18 protein-coding genes are annotated in these 15,792 nt (G+C 67.0%); 7 read left to right on the forward strand and 11 right to left on the reverse strand.

What is annotated here, in order from left to right:
• The first annotated feature begins 33 nt into the window (after positions 1-33).
• The 3 genes from ADBZ9K_RS01670 to ADBZ9K_RS01680 all read left to right on the forward strand — a co-directional run bounded on the left by ADBZ9K_RS01670 (position 34) and on the right by ADBZ9K_RS01680 (position 2,552).
• Complete coding sequence (locus ADBZ9K_RS01670) at positions 34-696, forward strand: MBL fold metallo-hydrolase (protein WP_526618064.1); 663 nt, start codon at positions 34-36, stop codon at positions 694-696.
• Entirely contained in the window at positions 697-1,956 is a 1,260-nt protein-coding gene (gene hisS, locus ADBZ9K_RS01675; RefSeq protein ID WP_526618065.1) for a histidine--tRNA ligase, read from the forward strand.
• Positions 1,957-2,099: 143 nt separating this feature from the next.
• On the forward strand, positions 2,100-2,552 hold the full coding sequence (locus ADBZ9K_RS01680; protein WP_526618066.1) for a hypothetical protein: 453 nt from the start codon (positions 2,100-2,102) through the stop codon (positions 2,550-2,552).
• Positions 2,553-2,555: 3 nt separating this feature from the next.
• Here ADBZ9K_RS01680 and ADBZ9K_RS01685 read toward each other — a convergent pair whose 3' ends face one another.
• The 7 genes from ADBZ9K_RS01685 to urtA all read right to left on the reverse strand — a co-directional run bounded on the left by ADBZ9K_RS01685 (position 2,556) and on the right by urtA (position 9,102).
• Positions 2,556-3,152, reverse strand: a complete 597-nt coding sequence (locus ADBZ9K_RS01685; protein ID WP_526618068.1) for a cytochrome b — start codon at positions 3,150-3,152, stop codon at positions 2,556-2,558.
• A complete protein-coding gene (locus ADBZ9K_RS01690; RefSeq protein ID WP_526618069.1) occupies positions 3,149-4,228 on the reverse strand; it encodes a catalase family peroxidase in 1,080 nt (359 codons plus the stop codon). Before ADBZ9K_RS01690 ends, ADBZ9K_RS01685 begins: the two co-directional genes overlap by 4 nt.
• A gap of 60 nt (positions 4,229-4,288) precedes the next feature.
• Positions 4,289-4,981: an urea ABC transporter ATP-binding subunit UrtE gene (gene urtE, locus ADBZ9K_RS01695; RefSeq protein ID WP_526618071.1), complete on the reverse strand. Its 693-nt coding sequence runs from the start codon at positions 4,979-4,981 to the stop codon at positions 4,289-4,291.
• Complete coding sequence (gene urtD, locus ADBZ9K_RS01700) at positions 4,981-5,787, reverse strand: urea ABC transporter ATP-binding protein UrtD (protein WP_526618072.1); 807 nt, start codon at positions 5,785-5,787, stop codon at positions 4,981-4,983. The genes urtE and urtD overlap by 1 nt, the downstream gene beginning before the upstream one ends.
• On the reverse strand, positions 5,784-6,893 hold the full coding sequence (urtC, locus tag ADBZ9K_RS01705; protein ID WP_526618073.1) for an urea ABC transporter permease subunit UrtC: 1,110 nt from the start codon (positions 6,891-6,893) through the stop codon (positions 5,784-5,786). Before urtC ends, urtD begins: the two co-directional genes overlap by 4 nt.
• Positions 6,890-7,774 carry an urea ABC transporter permease subunit UrtB gene (urtB, locus tag ADBZ9K_RS01710; RefSeq protein WP_526618074.1) on the reverse strand — a complete coding sequence of 295 codons (885 nt, stop codon included), beginning with the start codon at positions 7,772-7,774 and terminating at the stop codon, positions 6,890-6,892. Before urtB ends, urtC begins: the two co-directional genes overlap by 4 nt.
• A 65-nt stretch (positions 7,775-7,839) precedes the next feature.
• A complete protein-coding gene (urtA, locus tag ADBZ9K_RS01715) occupies positions 7,840-9,102 on the reverse strand; it encodes an urea ABC transporter substrate-binding protein (protein WP_526618075.1) in 1,263 nt (420 codons plus the stop codon).
• A 204-nt stretch (positions 9,103-9,306) separates the two neighbouring features.
• Here urtA and ADBZ9K_RS01720 point away from each other — a divergent pair, with 204 nt between their 5' ends.
• Positions 9,307-9,744, forward strand: coding sequence for an Rv2576c family protein (locus ADBZ9K_RS01720; RefSeq protein WP_526618077.1), 438 nt, complete (start codon positions 9,307-9,309; stop codon positions 9,742-9,744).
• On the opposite strand, the gene ADBZ9K_RS01725 is transcribed toward ADBZ9K_RS01720, so the two are convergent.
• Entirely contained in the window at positions 9,741-10,202 is a 462-nt protein-coding gene (locus tag ADBZ9K_RS01725) for a GNAT family N-acetyltransferase (RefSeq protein ID WP_526618079.1), read from the reverse strand. The genes ADBZ9K_RS01720 and ADBZ9K_RS01725 overlap by 4 nt on opposite strands.
• 111 nt (positions 10,203-10,313) lie before the next feature.
• Between ADBZ9K_RS01725 and ADBZ9K_RS01730 the strand changes: the two genes are divergently transcribed.
• Both ADBZ9K_RS01730 and ADBZ9K_RS01735 read left to right on the forward strand, forming a co-directional pair.
• Positions 10,314-10,967, forward strand: a complete 654-nt coding sequence (locus tag ADBZ9K_RS01730; RefSeq protein WP_526618080.1) for a hypothetical protein — start codon at positions 10,314-10,316, stop codon at positions 10,965-10,967.
• 39 nt (positions 10,968-11,006) lie between these two features.
• Positions 11,007-12,017 carry an Rv2578c family radical SAM protein gene (locus tag ADBZ9K_RS01735; RefSeq protein WP_526618231.1) on the forward strand — a complete coding sequence of 337 codons (1,011 nt, stop codon included), beginning with the start codon at positions 11,007-11,009 and terminating at the stop codon, positions 12,015-12,017.
• A gap of 9 nt (positions 12,018-12,026) precedes the next feature.
• Here ADBZ9K_RS01735 and ADBZ9K_RS01740 read toward each other — a convergent pair whose 3' ends face one another.
• A complete protein-coding gene (locus ADBZ9K_RS01740) occupies positions 12,027-12,650 on the reverse strand; it encodes a TetR/AcrR family transcriptional regulator (protein ID WP_526618082.1) in 624 nt (207 codons plus the stop codon).
• 156 nt (positions 12,651-12,806) lie between these two features.
• Positions 12,807-13,688 carry a KPN_02809 family neutral zinc metallopeptidase gene (ypfJ, locus tag ADBZ9K_RS01745; RefSeq protein WP_526618083.1) on the reverse strand — a complete coding sequence of 294 codons (882 nt, stop codon included), beginning with the start codon at positions 13,686-13,688 and terminating at the stop codon, positions 12,807-12,809.
• Positions 13,689-13,760: 72 nt separating this feature from the next.
• Between ypfJ and ADBZ9K_RS01750 the strand changes: the two genes are divergently transcribed.
• Positions 13,761-15,239 (forward strand): carboxylesterase/lipase family protein, encoded by a 1,479-nt coding sequence (locus tag ADBZ9K_RS01750; protein ID WP_526618084.1) that lies wholly within the window; start codon positions 13,761-13,763, stop codon positions 15,237-15,239.
• 1 nt (position 15,240) lies between these two features.
• Here the strand turns inward: ADBZ9K_RS01750 and ADBZ9K_RS01755 are convergent, their stop codons facing one another.
• Entirely contained in the window at positions 15,241-15,729 is a 489-nt protein-coding gene (locus tag ADBZ9K_RS01755) for an SRPBCC family protein (protein WP_526618232.1), read from the reverse strand.
• Positions 15,730-15,792 lie beyond the last annotated feature (63 nt).

Raw genomic sequence — 15,792 nt, forward strand, 5'->3', positions numbered from 1 at the left:
CCCACGCGAACAGGGGATGGGAAACTGGAGCACGTGTTGCTCACCGGGTTCCCGGCCGGCATGTTGGCGTGCAACTGCTACGTGCTGGCCCCACATGCTGGGGCCGACTGCGTCGTAGTCGACCCGGGCCAGCGCGCGATGGGGAACCTGCGTCGCATTCTCGACGAGAACCGGCTGACGCCGGCGGCGGTGCTGCTCACCCACGGCCACATCGACCACATCTGGTCGGCGCAGAAGGTGGCCGACTCCTTCGGTTGCCCGGCGTTCATCCATCCCGAGGACCGGCACATGCTGGCCGACCCGATCCGCGGGTTCGGGCCGAGGCTCGGCCAGATCGCCCTCGGGGCGTTGTTCCGTGAACCGAAACAGGTCGTCGAGCTGGATCGCGACGGGGACAAGATCGACGTCGGCGGCATCACCGTCACCGTCGACCACACCCCCGGCCACACCCGCGGCTCGGTGGTGTTCCGGGTGGATCAGCAGGCCGAACGGCTCGCCTTCACCGGGGACACGCTGTTCAAACAGTCGGTGGGTCGCACCGACCTGCCCGGCGGAAGCGGCAATGCCCTACTGGGCTCTATTGTCGACAAGCTGCTGGCACTCGACGACGACACCCTGGTATTACCGGGGCACGGTGAATCCACCACCATCGGCCTCGAACGCCGAACCAACCCATTCCTCAAAGGTCTGACGTAAGTGAGCGAATTCCAGGCACCCAAGGGTGTCCCCGATTACCTGCCCCCCGAGTCGGCCGAGTTCGTCGCGGTCCGCGATGGTCTGCTGAAGACGGCCCGGCTGGCTGGGTACGGCGACGTCGAGCTGCCCATCTTCGAGGACACCTCGCTGTTCGCCCGGGGCGTGGGGGAGTCCACCGACGTGGTGTCCAAGGAGATGTACACCTTCGCCGACCGCGGCGATCGCTCGGTGACGCTTCGGCCCGAAGGGACAGCGGGCGTGATGCGCGCGGTCATCGAGCACGGGCTGGACCGCGGCGGCCTTCCGGTCAAGCTGTGTTACGCCGGACCGTTCTTCCGCTACGAACGCCCCCAGGCCGGCCGGTACCGGCAGCTGCAGCAGGTCGGGGTCGAGGCGATCGGCGTGGACGACCCGGCGCTGGACGCCGAAGTCATCGCGATCGCCGACGCCGGTTACCGCTCGCTGGGGCTGGACGGCTTCCGCCTGGAGATCACCTCGCTGGGCGACGACACCTGCCGGCCGCAATACCGGGAGCTGCTGCAGAGCTTCCTGTTTAACCTCGACCTGGACCCCGACACCCGTCGGCGCGCCGAGATCAACCCGTTGCGGGTGCTCGACGACAAACGTCCGCACATGCGGGAGCTGACCGCCGACGCGCCGGTGATGCTCGACCATCTCTCCGACGTCGCCAAGCAGCATTTCGAGACGGTGCTGGCCCACCTCGACGCGCTCGGGGTGCCCTACGTCGTCAACCCGCGGATGGTGCGCGGCCTGGACTACTACACCAAGACGACCTTCGAGTTCGTCCACGACGGGCTCGGGGCGCAGTCGGGCATCGGCGGCGGCGGACGCTACGACGGGCTGATGGCGCAACTCGGCGGCCAAGACCTGTCGGGTATCGGGTTCGGCCTCGGCGTGGACCGCACGATGCTGGCCCTGCGCGCCGAGGGCAAGACGGCGGGGAGCACCACCCGGTGCGAGGTGTTCTGCGTACCGCTGGGTGAGCAGGCCAAGCTGGAGCTGGCCAAGGTGGCCGCCGGCCTGCGTGGCGGCGGCGTGCGGGTCGACCTGGCCTACGGCGATCGCGGACTCAAGGGTGCGATGCGCGCGGCCGATCGCTCGGGGGCACGCATCGCGCTGGTGGCCGGCGACCGCGACATCGAGGCCGGCACCGTCGGCGTCAAGGATCTGAGCTCGGGTGAACAGGTCGACGTTCCCGCGGATTCGGTTGTCGCCGAGGTATTTTCACGCCTGGTCTGAACCGGCCGATGGTCTGTCACGATCGCTTCGGCCCGAGAACCGGCCGGATGTCGACCGTCGCCGCTTAGCCAATTCTCACCAGATTCTTGGCATCACCATGGCAGATACCGGAACCCGGTATTTGCCCGAGGCGTTGAACTGTCATGACCACCGCGATCGGCACCGAACTCATCGAGGGTTACCTGCGTACCCGGCAGGTGCAGTATTTCCGCGGCCACCACGACGACGAGTTCTTCTTCCTCGTCAGCACCTACCACGGGCGGCTGCATGTGCATCTGCAACCATGCGGGCCGGCCGCCAAGTCGGTGAAGATCAGTGTCACCGCCGAGCGCTACTACCCGATCGACCAGCGTGAGCGGGTGGCGGCGCTGGCTGAGCAGTGGAACAGCACCGATCCGCGGGCCGGCGCGCTGGTCTTCGAGTCCTCCGATCCGGGCCTGGTCGGAGTTGTGGCCGAAAGTCGTTTCCGCACCGGCGATATCGAGTTCGGCGTCTTCGCCGACCAGACGATTCAGTCCGCGGTCGAACTCTTCGGCCGGATGAAGGCTTCGGTCGGGTCCGCCGCGGGCGGCGGGCGCCTGCTCGACGCGGGCTGACAGTCAGTCGACAGTCATCGTGCCGTTCGGATCACGCCGGGGTGCGGCATTTGGCGGAGCTGCACCGCGCCGGGCGCCGAACGTCATCCGGCTCAGCATCCGGTCCCGCAGGGTCAGGGTGTGCAGCAGCACCGCGGCGATGTGGGCGGCGATCGCCAGCACCAGCAGGTAGGCCAGCACCGAGTGGGCCTGCCGCAGCACGAAGTACAGGTCGGCGTCGAACGGCGCGATCCGGGGCAGCCGCAGCGAACCGAACACCACGACCGGCCGGCCACCGGCCGACACCATCGCCCACCCGACCAGCGGCTGGGCCAGCATCAGCGCGTACAGCCCAAGTTCGGAGCCGACCACCAGCAGCTGCTCGACGGAGCCGACGGTCGTGGGCAATGTCGGCGTGCGGTGGGTGAAGCGGTTGGTCGCCCGGATCACCACCACGACCAGGATCAGCAACCCGAGTGTCATATGAAACCCGACCAGGGTGGCGTAACTGCCCAACCAGCTGACCATCACGAAACCGACGAACAGCGCGGTGAACACCAGGGCCGCGGTAAGCCAGTGCAACACCCGGGTGCGCACCGGGTAGCGCTCGACCCCGCTCATTGGCTGACCTCGGGCACCTGCACCGCCGACGGCGACTTCGGTTCCCCGGTGCGCTGCCGGTAGGACGCCGCGTAGACGGCCGAGCGGGCGGACAGCAACGGGTCCGTGGAGGCTTCGATGCCGTCGGGCAGCGTCAGCGGATCGAAGTTGATGTCGCGGGCATTGCCGGGTTCCTCCGTCTCGATGCCCGTCAGGGTGAGCTCGCCGACGTCGAGGGTCCGCCGGTCGGCGGGCCACGGCAGGGTGGCGTCGTCGACGGGGTCGCCGGGGTTGGCGACGGTCACCAGCATGCGCCAGCGCAGCGGCCCGTCCCGGAACTGGCGGATGAGTGCGTCGAACAGCCCGTTGGCATCGCCGCCACGCGCCTGGGCCGCGCTCTGCTGCGGTACGAAAGACCATCGCACCGCCGACCGGGCCCCGGCGTCATTGACGAAATAGAAGGTGTTCAGGCCGCGAAAGGTGCTGTCACCGAAACCGACCGTGGGCGGCTGCTTCTTCACCAGCGCCATCGCCGCCGCGGTCTCGGGGTGGGCAGTGAGGAAGGCCTTCATCGCGGCGGGGTCGGGCTTTCCGGTGCCCGGAACGACCTTCGATGCCAGCAGCCGGTCGTAGAAGCCGCGTGGCGAATTGTCCGGGAATACCGGCAGGTTCAGCATGGCGGTCCGCCACTGCCAGCCGTCGGGGAAGCCGAAAGCCAGTCCGAGGCCACGGGCCGCGCCGGCGGTGTCAGCGATGTGCGCGTCACCGCCGGACAGCGAGAACCGACCGACGACGGGGACCCGCCCCGGCCGGAAGACCGCGGCGCGGCTGAGTTCCTGCCCGTGCCCGTTGCTGTCGAAGAACCCATTGGCGACAACGCCTTTGGCGTGGTTCTTCCGGAAGCCGGGCTGGCGGCCGTAGACGGTGCGAAACCCGTCCAGGAACGTCGCGGGCGTCATGCCCGGGCCGATCCACTTGTTGGCGTAGGCGAGGGCGCCGAGGTCGACGGCGAGGAATGCGCCGACGGCGCCCAATCCCAGCAGCACCGACCGGCGACTCACCGAGGCGTGTGTTCCCCAGCGTGGACGGTTGGTCACCTAAGTGGTGACGCTGGCGAACCCGGATTTGTTCACCGTAGTGACGCAGGTCACACTCGGCTAGATGGCCATCGCCGCCCGGACGTCGGCCTCCGAGGCCGATCCGCCGGCTCCGCTGGAGGTGACCCGGCCGGATTCCAGGATGTAGTACTGCTGCGCCGATTCGAGGGCAAAACCGATGTGTTGCTCGACCAACAGCACGCCGAGGTCCCCGCGCCGGGTCAGCGCGGTGATCGCCGCCTCGATCTCGGCGACCACCGAGGGCTGGATCCCCTCGGTGGGTTCGTCCAGAATCAGGATCGTCGGAGTGGTGATCAGTGCCCTGGCGATGGCCAGCTGCTGGCGCTGGCCACCGGAGAGCAGCCCGGCGCGGCGGGTCAACAGCTCCTTGAGTGCGGGGAACAGGTCGAGCTGTTCGTCGATGAGCTGCTTGCCTCCTCTGCGCCCGTCGGCCACCACTTGAAGGTTCTCGGCGGTGGTCAGCTGGCCGAAGGACTGCTGGCCCTGCGGCACGTAGGCCAGCCCGCGGGCCACCCGGGCGCTGGGCCGCAGCCGGGTCACGTCCTCGCCGTGTAGCAGCACCTGGCCCGAGCTGCACTTCAACAGGCCGACCGCCGCGCGCAGCAGGGTGGTCTTGCCCGCGCCGTTGTGCCCCATGACCGCGGCCACCCCGTCGGAGGGCACCTCGGCGCTGACTCCGTGGATGACCTGAGACCGGCCGTATCCGGTGCGGACATCGATGAGCTGCAACACTATTCGCCAGCCTCCAAGTCCGAAGTGCCCGCCGCGGCGGTGCCCAGATAGACCTCTTGCACCTTCGGGTTGGCCTGCACGTCGGCGACCGACCCCTCGGCGATGACCTGGCCGCGGGCCAGCACCGTCACCGATGTCGCGAACGCCCGCATGAAGTCCATGTCGTGTTCGACGACGACGACGGTGCGAGACGACCCGATGCGCCGCAACAGGTTTCCGGTCTCTTCGCGCTCCTCGCCGCTCATCCCGGCGACCGGTTCGTCGAGCAGCAGCACGTCGGCGTTCTGCACCAGCAGCATGCCAATCTCCAGCCATTGCTTCTGGCCGTGTGCCAGCACCCCGGCCGGGCGGCCGGCCAGCTCGCTCAGTCCGATGGTCTCGAGTGCCTCCTCGATGATCGGCAGCACCGTCCGGCGCCGGCGCAGCAGCGTCAACCACGACCTGCCGGCTCCGGCGGCGATGTCCAGGTTCTGCAACACGGTCAGCTGCTCGAACACGCTGGCGGTCTGGAAGGTTCGTCCGACCCCGAGCCGGGCGATCTGATGCACCTTCTTACCCAGCAGGTCCACCCCGGATTTGCTGATCGATCCGGTGGCGGGCACTAGGCCGGTGATTGCGTCGATGACGGTGGTCTTGCCCGCCCCGTTGGGCCCGATGAGGAAACGCAGGTCACCCTGGAACAGGGTCAGGTCTACGGAGTTGACGGCCTTGAATCCGTCGAAGTCGACGGTCAGGCCGCGCACTTCGAGGTATTGACTGCCCATCCCGACATTGCCGCCGGCGACCGGTTCAGCGAGCTCGGTCATGTCGCGGCTCCCACCGTCGCCGATTCGGGCCGGGGGTCTGGTTCGCCGTCGGAGGGGCGCGACGTGGCGCGTCGGCGACGCCGCAGCAGGGTGCCGATTCCGGCCAGCCCGGCGGGGAAGAACCCGACGACGACGATGAACAGCAGGCCCTGTGCGTAGGTCCAACCGGACGGGAAGCGCTCGGAGAACGCGGTTTGGGCCCACGCCACACCGATGGCACCCAGTACCGGCCCGAGCAGCGTGGTACGTCCGCCGATCGCCACGCCGATCAGGAATGCGATCGACGGGACGACGCCGACCTGCGCCGGGGTGATGAAGCCGATGATGGGGGCGAACAGGGCACCGGCGATGCTGGCGAACAGTGCGGCGACCGTGTAGGCCACGACCTTGATGGTGGCCGGGTCATAGCCCAGGAAGCGCACCCGTTCCTCACCGTCGCGCACCGCGACGAGAAGCTCGCCGTAGCGGCTCTGCATCAACTGGCGCACCACGGCGACGACCACCAGCAGGGTCCCGGCGGCGATGAAGTAGAGCATCTGACGGTTTACCGGATCGGAGAGCTTGAATCCGAAGAAGGTGCGAAAGCCGTTGAGCCCGTTGCTGCCACCGAGTGTCGCCTGGCCGACGAGCAGGATCGCCAGCGCGGCGGCCAGTGCCTGCGACAGGATAGCGAAGTACGCACCTTTGACCCGGCGCTTGAAGACCCCGAGTCCGAGCAACGCCGCGATCGCTGTCGGAATCACGATGATGGCGAACAGGGTGAAGGCCGCCGAGGAGAACGGCTGCCAATATGACGGCAGCGCAGGGATTCCCGCGATCTGCATGAAGTCCGGCACCGCCTGTTTGCGGATCTCGGCGTCGGCGATCTTGAGGTGCATGCCCATCATGTAGGCGCCCAGGCCGAAGAACACACCCTGACCGAGGGTAAGCATTCCGCCACGGCCCCAGGCCAATCCGATGCCGGCGGCCACGATCGCGTAGCACAGATACTGGCCGAGAAGGCCGAGCCGGAAGCTGGACAGCAGCGCTGGCGCCACGCCGAACAGCACCGCCGCGGCGAGCGCGAAGCCGGCCCAGGTCTGCCAGCGACCCACCAGGGTCCTCATACCAAACTCCTTGTCCGCACGGTGAACAACCCCTGTGGACGCACCTGAAGGAAGACCACGATGATCACGAAGACGATGACCTTGGCCAGCGACGCGGTGGTGCTGTACTCGATGAACGAGTTCAGCAGGCCCAGCGCGAACGCGGCGATGACCGTGCCCTTGATCTGGCCCAGCCCGCCGACCACCACCACCAGGAACGCGTCGATCAGATAACTCTGTCCGATCGTGGAACTGGTGGACCCGATGAGGGTCAACGCGACACCGGCCACACTGGCCAGCCCCGAGCCGATGAAGAACGTGGTGATATCGGTCTTACGACTCGAAATGCCGCTGGTCTCAGCCAGATCCCGGTTCTGCACGACGGCCCTGATGCGCCGGCCCATCGGACTGAGCTTGAGAACCGCGGCGAGTACGACGACGCAGACCACAGCCAGCACCAGGATGAAGATGCGGGTCTTGGGCACCACCGCGCCGAGGATCTCCACCCCGCCCGACAGCCACGACGGGGCGGTGACGTTGACCGCGGGCGCCCCGAAGATGCTGCGCGCGGCCTGCTGCAGGATCAGCCCGACGCCGAACGTCACCAGCAGCGTGTCCAGTGGCCGGTCATACATCCGTTGGATCAGTGCCACTTCCAGCAGCACACCGAGCAGCCCGCCGACCACGAATCCCACGACCAGCGAAACCAGCAGGGAAACACCGGCGCTAGAAACCACTTTTTGGACCACGAAGGCGGTGTAGCAGCCGACCATGATGAACTCGCCGTGCGCCATGTTGATGACGCCCATCTGGCCGAATGTCAGCGCCAGTCCCAGTGCCGCCAGCAACAGGATCGAGCCGAGGCTCAATCCCGTCGCCAGCTGCCCGACAAGGACTTCCATCAGTGTTAATTCCCCGTCGCTTCGCTCGCCACTGTGTTAATTCCCCGTCGCTTCGCTCGCCTGGTCTAGCCCGACAGGCCCTTGGCCCAGGGGTAGGACTTCAGGTAGGGATCCGGCGTGATCGGGCCGGGGGACTGCCAGATGGTGTAGATCAGGCCGTCGGGGTGGATCTCACCGATGCGCGCGGTCTTGGTGATGTGGTGGTTCTCGCCGTCGATGGTGACCAGGCCTTCGGGGGCGTCGAAGGTGACTCCGCCGGCGTTGTCCTGAATGGCCTTGACTTCGAAGGACTTTGCCTTCTCGACGGTGTTCTTCCACAGGTAGACCGACACGTAGGCGGCTTCCATCGGGTCAGAGGTAACCCGGTTGGCGCCGTACTTCTGCTTGAACGCCGCGACGAACGCCTTGTTCACCGGGTTGTCGAGGGTCTGGTAGTAATTCCACGCGGTGAGCTGACCCTCGATGTTCTGCGCGCCGATGCCCTGGACCTCTTCCTCGGCGATCGAGACCGAGACCACCGGCATCTTCTGCGGGGTCAGGCCCGCGTTGGTGTACTCCTTGAAGAATGCGACGTTGGAGTCGCCGTTGAGGGTGTTGAACACCGCGCCCGCGTTGGAGGAGCGCACCTTGTTGACGATGGTGGAGAAGTCGGTCGAGCCCAGCGGGGTGTAGTCCTCACCCTTGATCTCGATGCCGTTGGCGCCGGCGTAGGCCTTGATGATGCGGTTGGCGGTCTGCGGGAAGACGTAGTCGCTGCCCACCAGGTACAACGACGTGACGCCCTTTTCCTTGAGGTAGTCCAGCGCGGGCACGATCTGCTGGTTGGTGGTGGCGCCGGTGTAGAAGATGTTCTTGCTCGACTCGAGGCCTTCGTACTGCACGGGGTAGTAGAGCAGCGAGTTATTGCTCTCGAAGACCGGCAGCATGGCCTTGCGGCTCGACGAGGTCCACCCGCCGAAGACCGCGGCGACGCAGTCGTCCTTGATCAGCTTCTCGGCCTTCTGGGCGAACACCGCCGGATCGGATGCGCCGTCCTCGCCGACGATCTGGATCTGCTTGCCCAGGACCCCGCCTTGGGAGTTGATCTCGTCGACGGCGAGCTTGATGGAGTCACGCACGGTGACTTCCGAAATCGCCATGGTGCCCGACAGGGAGTTCAGCGACCCCACCTTGATGGTGGAACCCGAGGTGTCCACGCACGATTCGGACTTTGCTGAGTCGGTTTCGGTGGCCTTGCTGCCGCAGCCGGACAGCACCAGGCCCGCGGTCACCAGAACGCTCGTCGCAGCCAACGCCGATCGATTCAATGTGGAACGTCGGATATGCATAAATGCCCTTTCATCTTGGAAACGACAAGCATTGGGCCCCGACGACATGACGGACGTCGGGACCCGCGGCGGTGTAGAACCCGGACGTTAGAGCGCATAAGTTTCTGTGAGATATCTGTGTGTGACGAATTTGTTAACCTCCCCTTCATTCGCTGGACGGGTACCCAGGCGGCAATCCGTAACGGTGTCGGTAGCGTGGTCGATATGGCCGTTATGCGAAAAGTGACAGCAAGGGTCGGGGCGGCGCTGGTGTTGGCGGTCGCCGGTGTTGCGGCCACTCACGCGGTGTCGAGTGCCGATCCAGCGCCCGGGCATCAGGTGACTTACACGCTCGCGACCGGCGGTACATACGACTTCACCATCACCTACCTGACCGCCCAGCCGCCGAGCAAGGCCGCGTTCAACGCCAACTCCGACGGGTTCATGAAGCGCGAGACGGTCACGGTGTCGCCGGATGCGCCGTGGGTGTTCCAGACCACCCTCGAGGATCCGCAATGGGCGTTCCTGCAGGTGGCCAGCACCACCCACGGCGGTCAGGCTGCGCCCAACGCGCACTGCGAGGTCACCATCGACGGTCAGGTTGCCGTCGCCCAGGACGCGCCGTATAGCCCGCAGTGCTACTTGGCGCAGTGGACGTCCTAGTCGCTTGCTAACCGCTTGCTGAAGAACACCCGGCGAAAGCCGTCCTGACCGGCGCGGTGTGTCTCCACGTAGCCGAACCGCGGATACAACGCGATGTTCTCGGTCATCGCGGCATTGGTGTAGAGGCGAACCTCCGGCAGGCCGGCGTCGTGGGCGTCATCCTCGGCGCGGCGCAGCAGCAGCGCGCCATATCCGCGGCCCTGGGCCTCCGGTGCGACGGCGATCGACTCCAGCAGGAGATGGTCGTCCATCACGCAGGTGACCATGCTGGCGAGCAACTCGTCGTCGCGGGTCAACACCCACACGTTGGCGGTGTCGATGAGCCCCGCGTGGTCGGCGTCCATGGGGGCAGGCCTGCGCCCGATCCGAGCGATGTACTTGTCATAGGCCCGTTCGACGAGCGCCGCGATGGCGTGCGCATCCGACGAGTTCGCCCGGCGCAACGAAGGTTCGGCCATCCTTGCAGCCTAGGGACCTCGGGAGCGACGGGCACCTCGATAGCGCTGACTGTGTCGGCTGCGTTCCGCGGCCTACGACGGGCCCGGCGACGTAGATGGCATCCTGGCCAAGTGGGCCTGATTTTCCGGTTGGTCGAGCTGCTGCTCGTCCTCGTGCCGCTCGCGGGTGCGATCTATGCTGCCGTGCGCGGAGTTTCGGCCCTGAATCGCCGACGTGACGAGGCGGTGGAGGAGCCTGTTGACCACCGTGAAGCATCGAAAAGCCAAGCAGCGCAATGGCGTACGATTATCCGAGTGCTCGAGGAGCATCGCCGAACCGACGAACGCTGGCTGGACTACGAACTCGACGCCGCCAAGCTGCTTGACTTCCCGGTAATGACCGATATGCGTGATCCGCTGACGGTGGGCTTCCATCGAGCCAAGCTGCACGCGGAGCTGCTGCGGCCGGGTAAGGCTGAGGACCTGCTCGACGACCCCGAGGCGGCTGGGCAGTACCTCGACGCCGTCGAGGCTTATGTGACGGCGTTCAACGCCGCCGAGAACGAGGCCGTTCGGCGTCGTCGCAGCGACTTCTCCCGCGCGGAGCAGCAGCGGATGACCCGCGCACAGAGCTTATTGCGGGTGGCTGCCGACGAGGGCGCCACACCACAGGAACGCGAGCACGCCTACGTACTGGCCCGCGGTGAGCTCGAGGGGCTCCTCGTGCTGCCCGACCGGACCCGGGCCGGGATCGAGCGCGGCATCGCCGGGGAGCTGGACACCTGAGACATTGACAGATGATCGAACGTAAGTTCGAATGGTGTGATGCGATGGTCCGGCCAGGCGATAGCGGTCGATGACGGTGCGTTGCCCGGTCTGCAGCGCATTGGGCTCATGCGCACCGTGCGCACCCCGCAGTTCGAGGGGATCACCTTTCACGAGGTGGTGTGCAAGTCGGCGCTGAACAAGATCCCCGCCGCCGCGATGCTGCCGTTCCGGTTCACGGTCAACGGATATCGCGGGTGTGCCCATGCCTGCCGGTACTGCTTCGCCCGGCCGACCCACGAATATCTGGACTTCGACCCGGGGGGCGACTTCGACAGCCAGATTGTGGTCAAGACCAACATTGTCGACGTGCTGCGCCGCGAACTGGCCCGCCCCTCCTGGCTCCGCGACGCGGTGGCGCTGGGCACCAACACCGATCCCTACCAGCGGGCCGAAGGGCGGTACGCACTGATGCCGGGCATCATCGGTGCGCTGGCCGCCTCCGGTACGCCGATGTCCATCCTCACCAAGGGCACCCTGCTGCGCCGTGACCTGTCGCTGATCGCCGATGCGGCACAACAGGTTCGGCTGTCGGTCGCGATCTCGCTGGCGGTCGCCGACCCCGTACTGCACCGCGATGTCGAGCCGGGAACACCCTCGCCTCAGGCCCGGCTCGAGCTGATCACCGCGGTACGCGACATCGGGTTGGACTGCCACGTGATGGTCGCACCGGTGCTGCCGCACCTGACCGACTCGGCCGATCATCTGGACTTCCTGCTCGGCCAGATCGCTGCCGCGGGCGCGACCGGGGTGACCGTGTTCGGTCTGCACCTGCGTAGTTCCACGCGGGGCTGGTTCATGACCTGGCTGGCACGCTCGCATCCCGAACTCGTCGCGACCTATCGGCAGCTGTACCGGCGGGGGGCTTATCTGCCGGCCGATTACCGCGACGTGTTGCGGCACCGGGTGGCGCCGCTGGTGGCCAAGTACGGCCTGGCTGGCGACCATCGGCCGTTCACCGGGTCGGCCCCGGCGCCGGCCGCTGCCGAATCGCAGCCGACGCTGTTCTAGGTCGTGGGATTAGCGGGGGAGCAGTCCGCGCACGCAGAAGTCGTAGATGTGCTCGCCGTCGATGGGCACGCCGTTGAGTTCGGCTCCCAAGCTGCGCAACCGCATCGAGCCGAGGACCGCCTGCATGATCAGCGCGGCAGTCGTCTCGACCTCTATGTCGGGCCGGAAGCTCTGCTCGTCGATGCCGCGCTCCAGGATCTCGCCGATCAGTTCGTGCAGCGGGGAGAGCACCCGGGAGTACTCCCGCGGAAGCGTCTCGGCGAGGCGGTCGTTGTAGTACGTCAGGCCGCGCGCGATGCTGTCTTGCTTGGTCGTTTCGGCGGGTGTGCAGATCCGGTCGATGAGCACTCGCAAGGCCTCGACGGCCGGTAAGGGCTCGGTCAGAGCGCGCCACTGTTGTGTCGATTCGGCCATGATGCTGTCGATCAGCGCCAGCAGCAGCTCATCCTTGGTGGAGAAGTGCTGATAAAAGGAACGCAGCGAGGTTTTCGAACGTTCGACGACCTCCAGCACCGTGAAATCGGTGCGGCCGGTCTCGGCCAGGATGGACAGCGCCGACCGCATGAACCGGCTCACTCGGGAGTCGGGATCGGCGCGCAGTGTCTCCGGCGATCGTTCGGTGGCCTCGGCCATGAATCCAGCTTAACGGTCGGTTGGCGATTTCGAGAATGACGTTACCGTCTGGCGGGGGTGCCGGGCGCGCCCTTGATTCGGCCGAGTGTGAGGGTTATGCACCGAAAGCCGCAAAATCGGTACACAACAACCACATTCGGCAGCTGTGGAGGTCGGCTAGCCCAAGTCGCGTGAAGCGAACGTGTCGCACGCCTTGGGGTCACCGGTCTGATAGCCGATGGTGAACCACTTTTGTCGCTCGGCCGAGGAGCCATGGGTCCACTGCTCGGGATTGACCCGCCCGGTCGCCTGCTTCTGGATCCGGTCGTCGCCCACCGAAGCCGCCGCCGACAACGCGTCGGCGATGTCCTTGTCGCTCAACGGTTCCAGATACGTCACGTCGGTGCCGGGCTGTTTGGTGATCGCCGCGTAGTGCGCCCACACCCCGGCGTAGCAGTCGGCCTGCAGCTCGGTGCGCACCCCGTTGCCGCCGGAGCCCTGGGCGCCCTGCTGGGCCCGCCCCAGCACCCCGAGCAGGTTCTGCACGTGGTGGCCGTACTCGTGCGCCACCACATACTCCTGCGCCAATGGTCCACCGCTGGAACCGAATTGGTCCTTGAGGACCTGGAAGAAATCGGTGTCGAAATACGCCGTCTGGTCCACCGGGCAGTAGAACGGACCGACATCGCTGGTGGCCGGGCCACAGCCGGTCTGCACCTGGCCCTTGAACAACATCATCTTGGGCCGGGTGTAGCCCTTGAGCAGCTGCTCCCACACGCCGTCGACGGAGTTGCCGGTGGCCACCACGCGGCATTCGACGTAGGCGTTGGCGTCGGCACCGGTCTTGCACTTGCTCAGGTCGTAGCCGGATTGCTCGGCGCCGGGCGGCAGGGCCGGCTGCTGGCTGATCACCTGGCCGGGGTCCACCCCCAGGAACAGTGCCAGCAACACGATGACCAGACCGCCCAGACCGCCACCGACGGCGATGCCGCGACCGACTCCGCCGCCACCGGTCGAGGTGGTGCTGGTGTCGATCTGCATGCCTTCGTTGAAGGTCATCGTCGCTCCTTGAGGTTGACCCCTCGGGGCTGGCAGCCAGCCGCGTTCAGCTTGCCACTCTACGATTCAGTGGTGGCCGTCGTCGCCGATCCGTCGACCCTCGCGTACACGTCGCTGGGTGCCCTGCAGGGCACCACTGAAGGTGGGGTCCGGGTCTGGCGCGGCATTCCCTATGCCGAGCAACCCATCGGGGAGCGCCGGTTCCGCGCGCCCGCTCCCGTCCTGCCCTGGTCGGGGGTGCGTGACGCCGTCGAACACGGACCCGTGCCGCCGCAGGGCCGTTCCTTTGTCGGGGGTGGCCGTGACGACCCGAAGGTGCGCGACGAGGCCTGCCTGACGCTGACGGTCTGGGCGCCGGAGACCAGCGATCCGCTGCCCGTCATGGTCTGGATCCCCGGTGGTGCCTTCGTTTACGGGGCCGGGCAGTTGCAGCTCTACAACGGCTCGCGCCTGGCGGCCAACGGCAACGTCGTGGTGGTAAACGTGACCTACCGGCTCGGCGTGTTCGGCGGGTTCGACCTCGGCGATCTGGGCCCCGGTTTCGCCGACAACCTGTGCCTGCGCGACCAGATCGCGGCCCTGCAGTGGGTGCAGGACAACATTGCCGCCTTCGGCGGAGATCCGCGGCGGGTCACGATCTTCGGCGAATCGGCCGGGGCCACGTCGGTGCTTGCCCTGCTGGCCAGCCCGGCCGGTGCGGGGTTGTTCGCGCGGGCCATCGCGCAGAGCCCGGCGCTGCCGCTGATCGCTGACCGCGAAACCCGGGCGCGCCGGGCGCATGAGTTCGTCGACCTCGTCGGCGCCGACCCCGCCACGTTCACGGTATTGCCGCAGCGGGTGTTGCGCCGGGCAGCGGGTGAACTGCAGCGCCGCAGCGCCGAGGCCACGCCAACGCTGGCCTACGGCCTGACCTTCGGGGTGGACCTACTGCCCCGGCATCCGATCGACGCAGCCCGGTCCGGTGCAGTCAATGCGGTGCCGCTGATCGTCGGGACCAACAGCCACGAGGCGTCGATGTTCGCCTGGTCCAAGCCGCCGATGCTGCCGACCACCCCGGCCGGTATCGATGCATACTTCGACCGGGTCGCCCCTGGTGCGCGGGACCGGATCCTGGGCTCCTATCCGGACTACCCGCGTCGGCGCGCCCAGATCGCGGTGGGGTCCGACGTGATGTTCGGTGCACCGACATGGGCGTTCGCCGACGCCTACAGCGCCCATGCGCTGACCCACGTCTACCGGTTCGACCACACCACCTGGACGCTGCGAATGCTGGGCCTGGGCGCCACGCATGGCAGCGAGATCGTGCACATCCAGCACAGCTACGGCTCCTTCCTGGGCCGCAAGCTGCATCCGTTGGGCCGGCACGTGCAGCCCGCGGTAGGCAGGCGGATGCAGCGCACCTGGCTGAACTTCGCCACCGCCGTGGCGATGGAGGACTGGCCGCGCTACGACATGGCGGAGCGGCGAACCCGGGTCATCCGGTCCAATCGGGACATCACCGTCAACGACCCCGACGCGGTGCGCCGGGACGCCTGGGCGGGGCTGTACTGACTTACCGGTACCGCTTGTCGGTGTAGCGGCGCAGGTTGGCCAGGAACCACTTGAACGACAGGTTCATCAGCGGACCGCCGACGATCAGGCCGAACCGCGCCGGTCCGTTGGCCTTCTGCGCCAGCGTCCAGGTCAGCCGGCAACCGCCGGGGGTCTGCACCACCCGGTACTCCTCGGCGAACGCCGCCACCACCTTGTTCGAGCAGGTGTTGAACCGGAAGGCCAGGTAGGTGTGGGGCTCCCAGGCCAGGAATTCCTCGTCACCGACCAGCCCGCCGAGCATGTCGACGGTGCGGGTGGTGCCGACGCCGTAGGGCTTCGGGCTGGTCCAGGTGACCCGCGTGATCACCTTGGCCCACTGCGGCCAGGACTCGGCGTCGGCGAGGACATCGAAGAGCTGCTCGGGGGTGATCGCGAGGTCCACGCTGTTCGAGAAGCGGAACGGCGCGGTCTGGATGAAGTTCAGGTCGACGCGCTCACAGGGATACATCGTGGTCATCGGGCTACCTCCGCGGGAGACCATACACCGAGGCCTCGACTGTCCGGTCCGGTC

It is taken from the genome of Mycobacterium sp. (assembly GCF_965229265.1).
In the GTDB taxonomy this organism is placed as follows: domain Bacteria; phylum Actinomycetota; class Actinomycetes; order Mycobacteriales; family Mycobacteriaceae; genus Mycobacterium.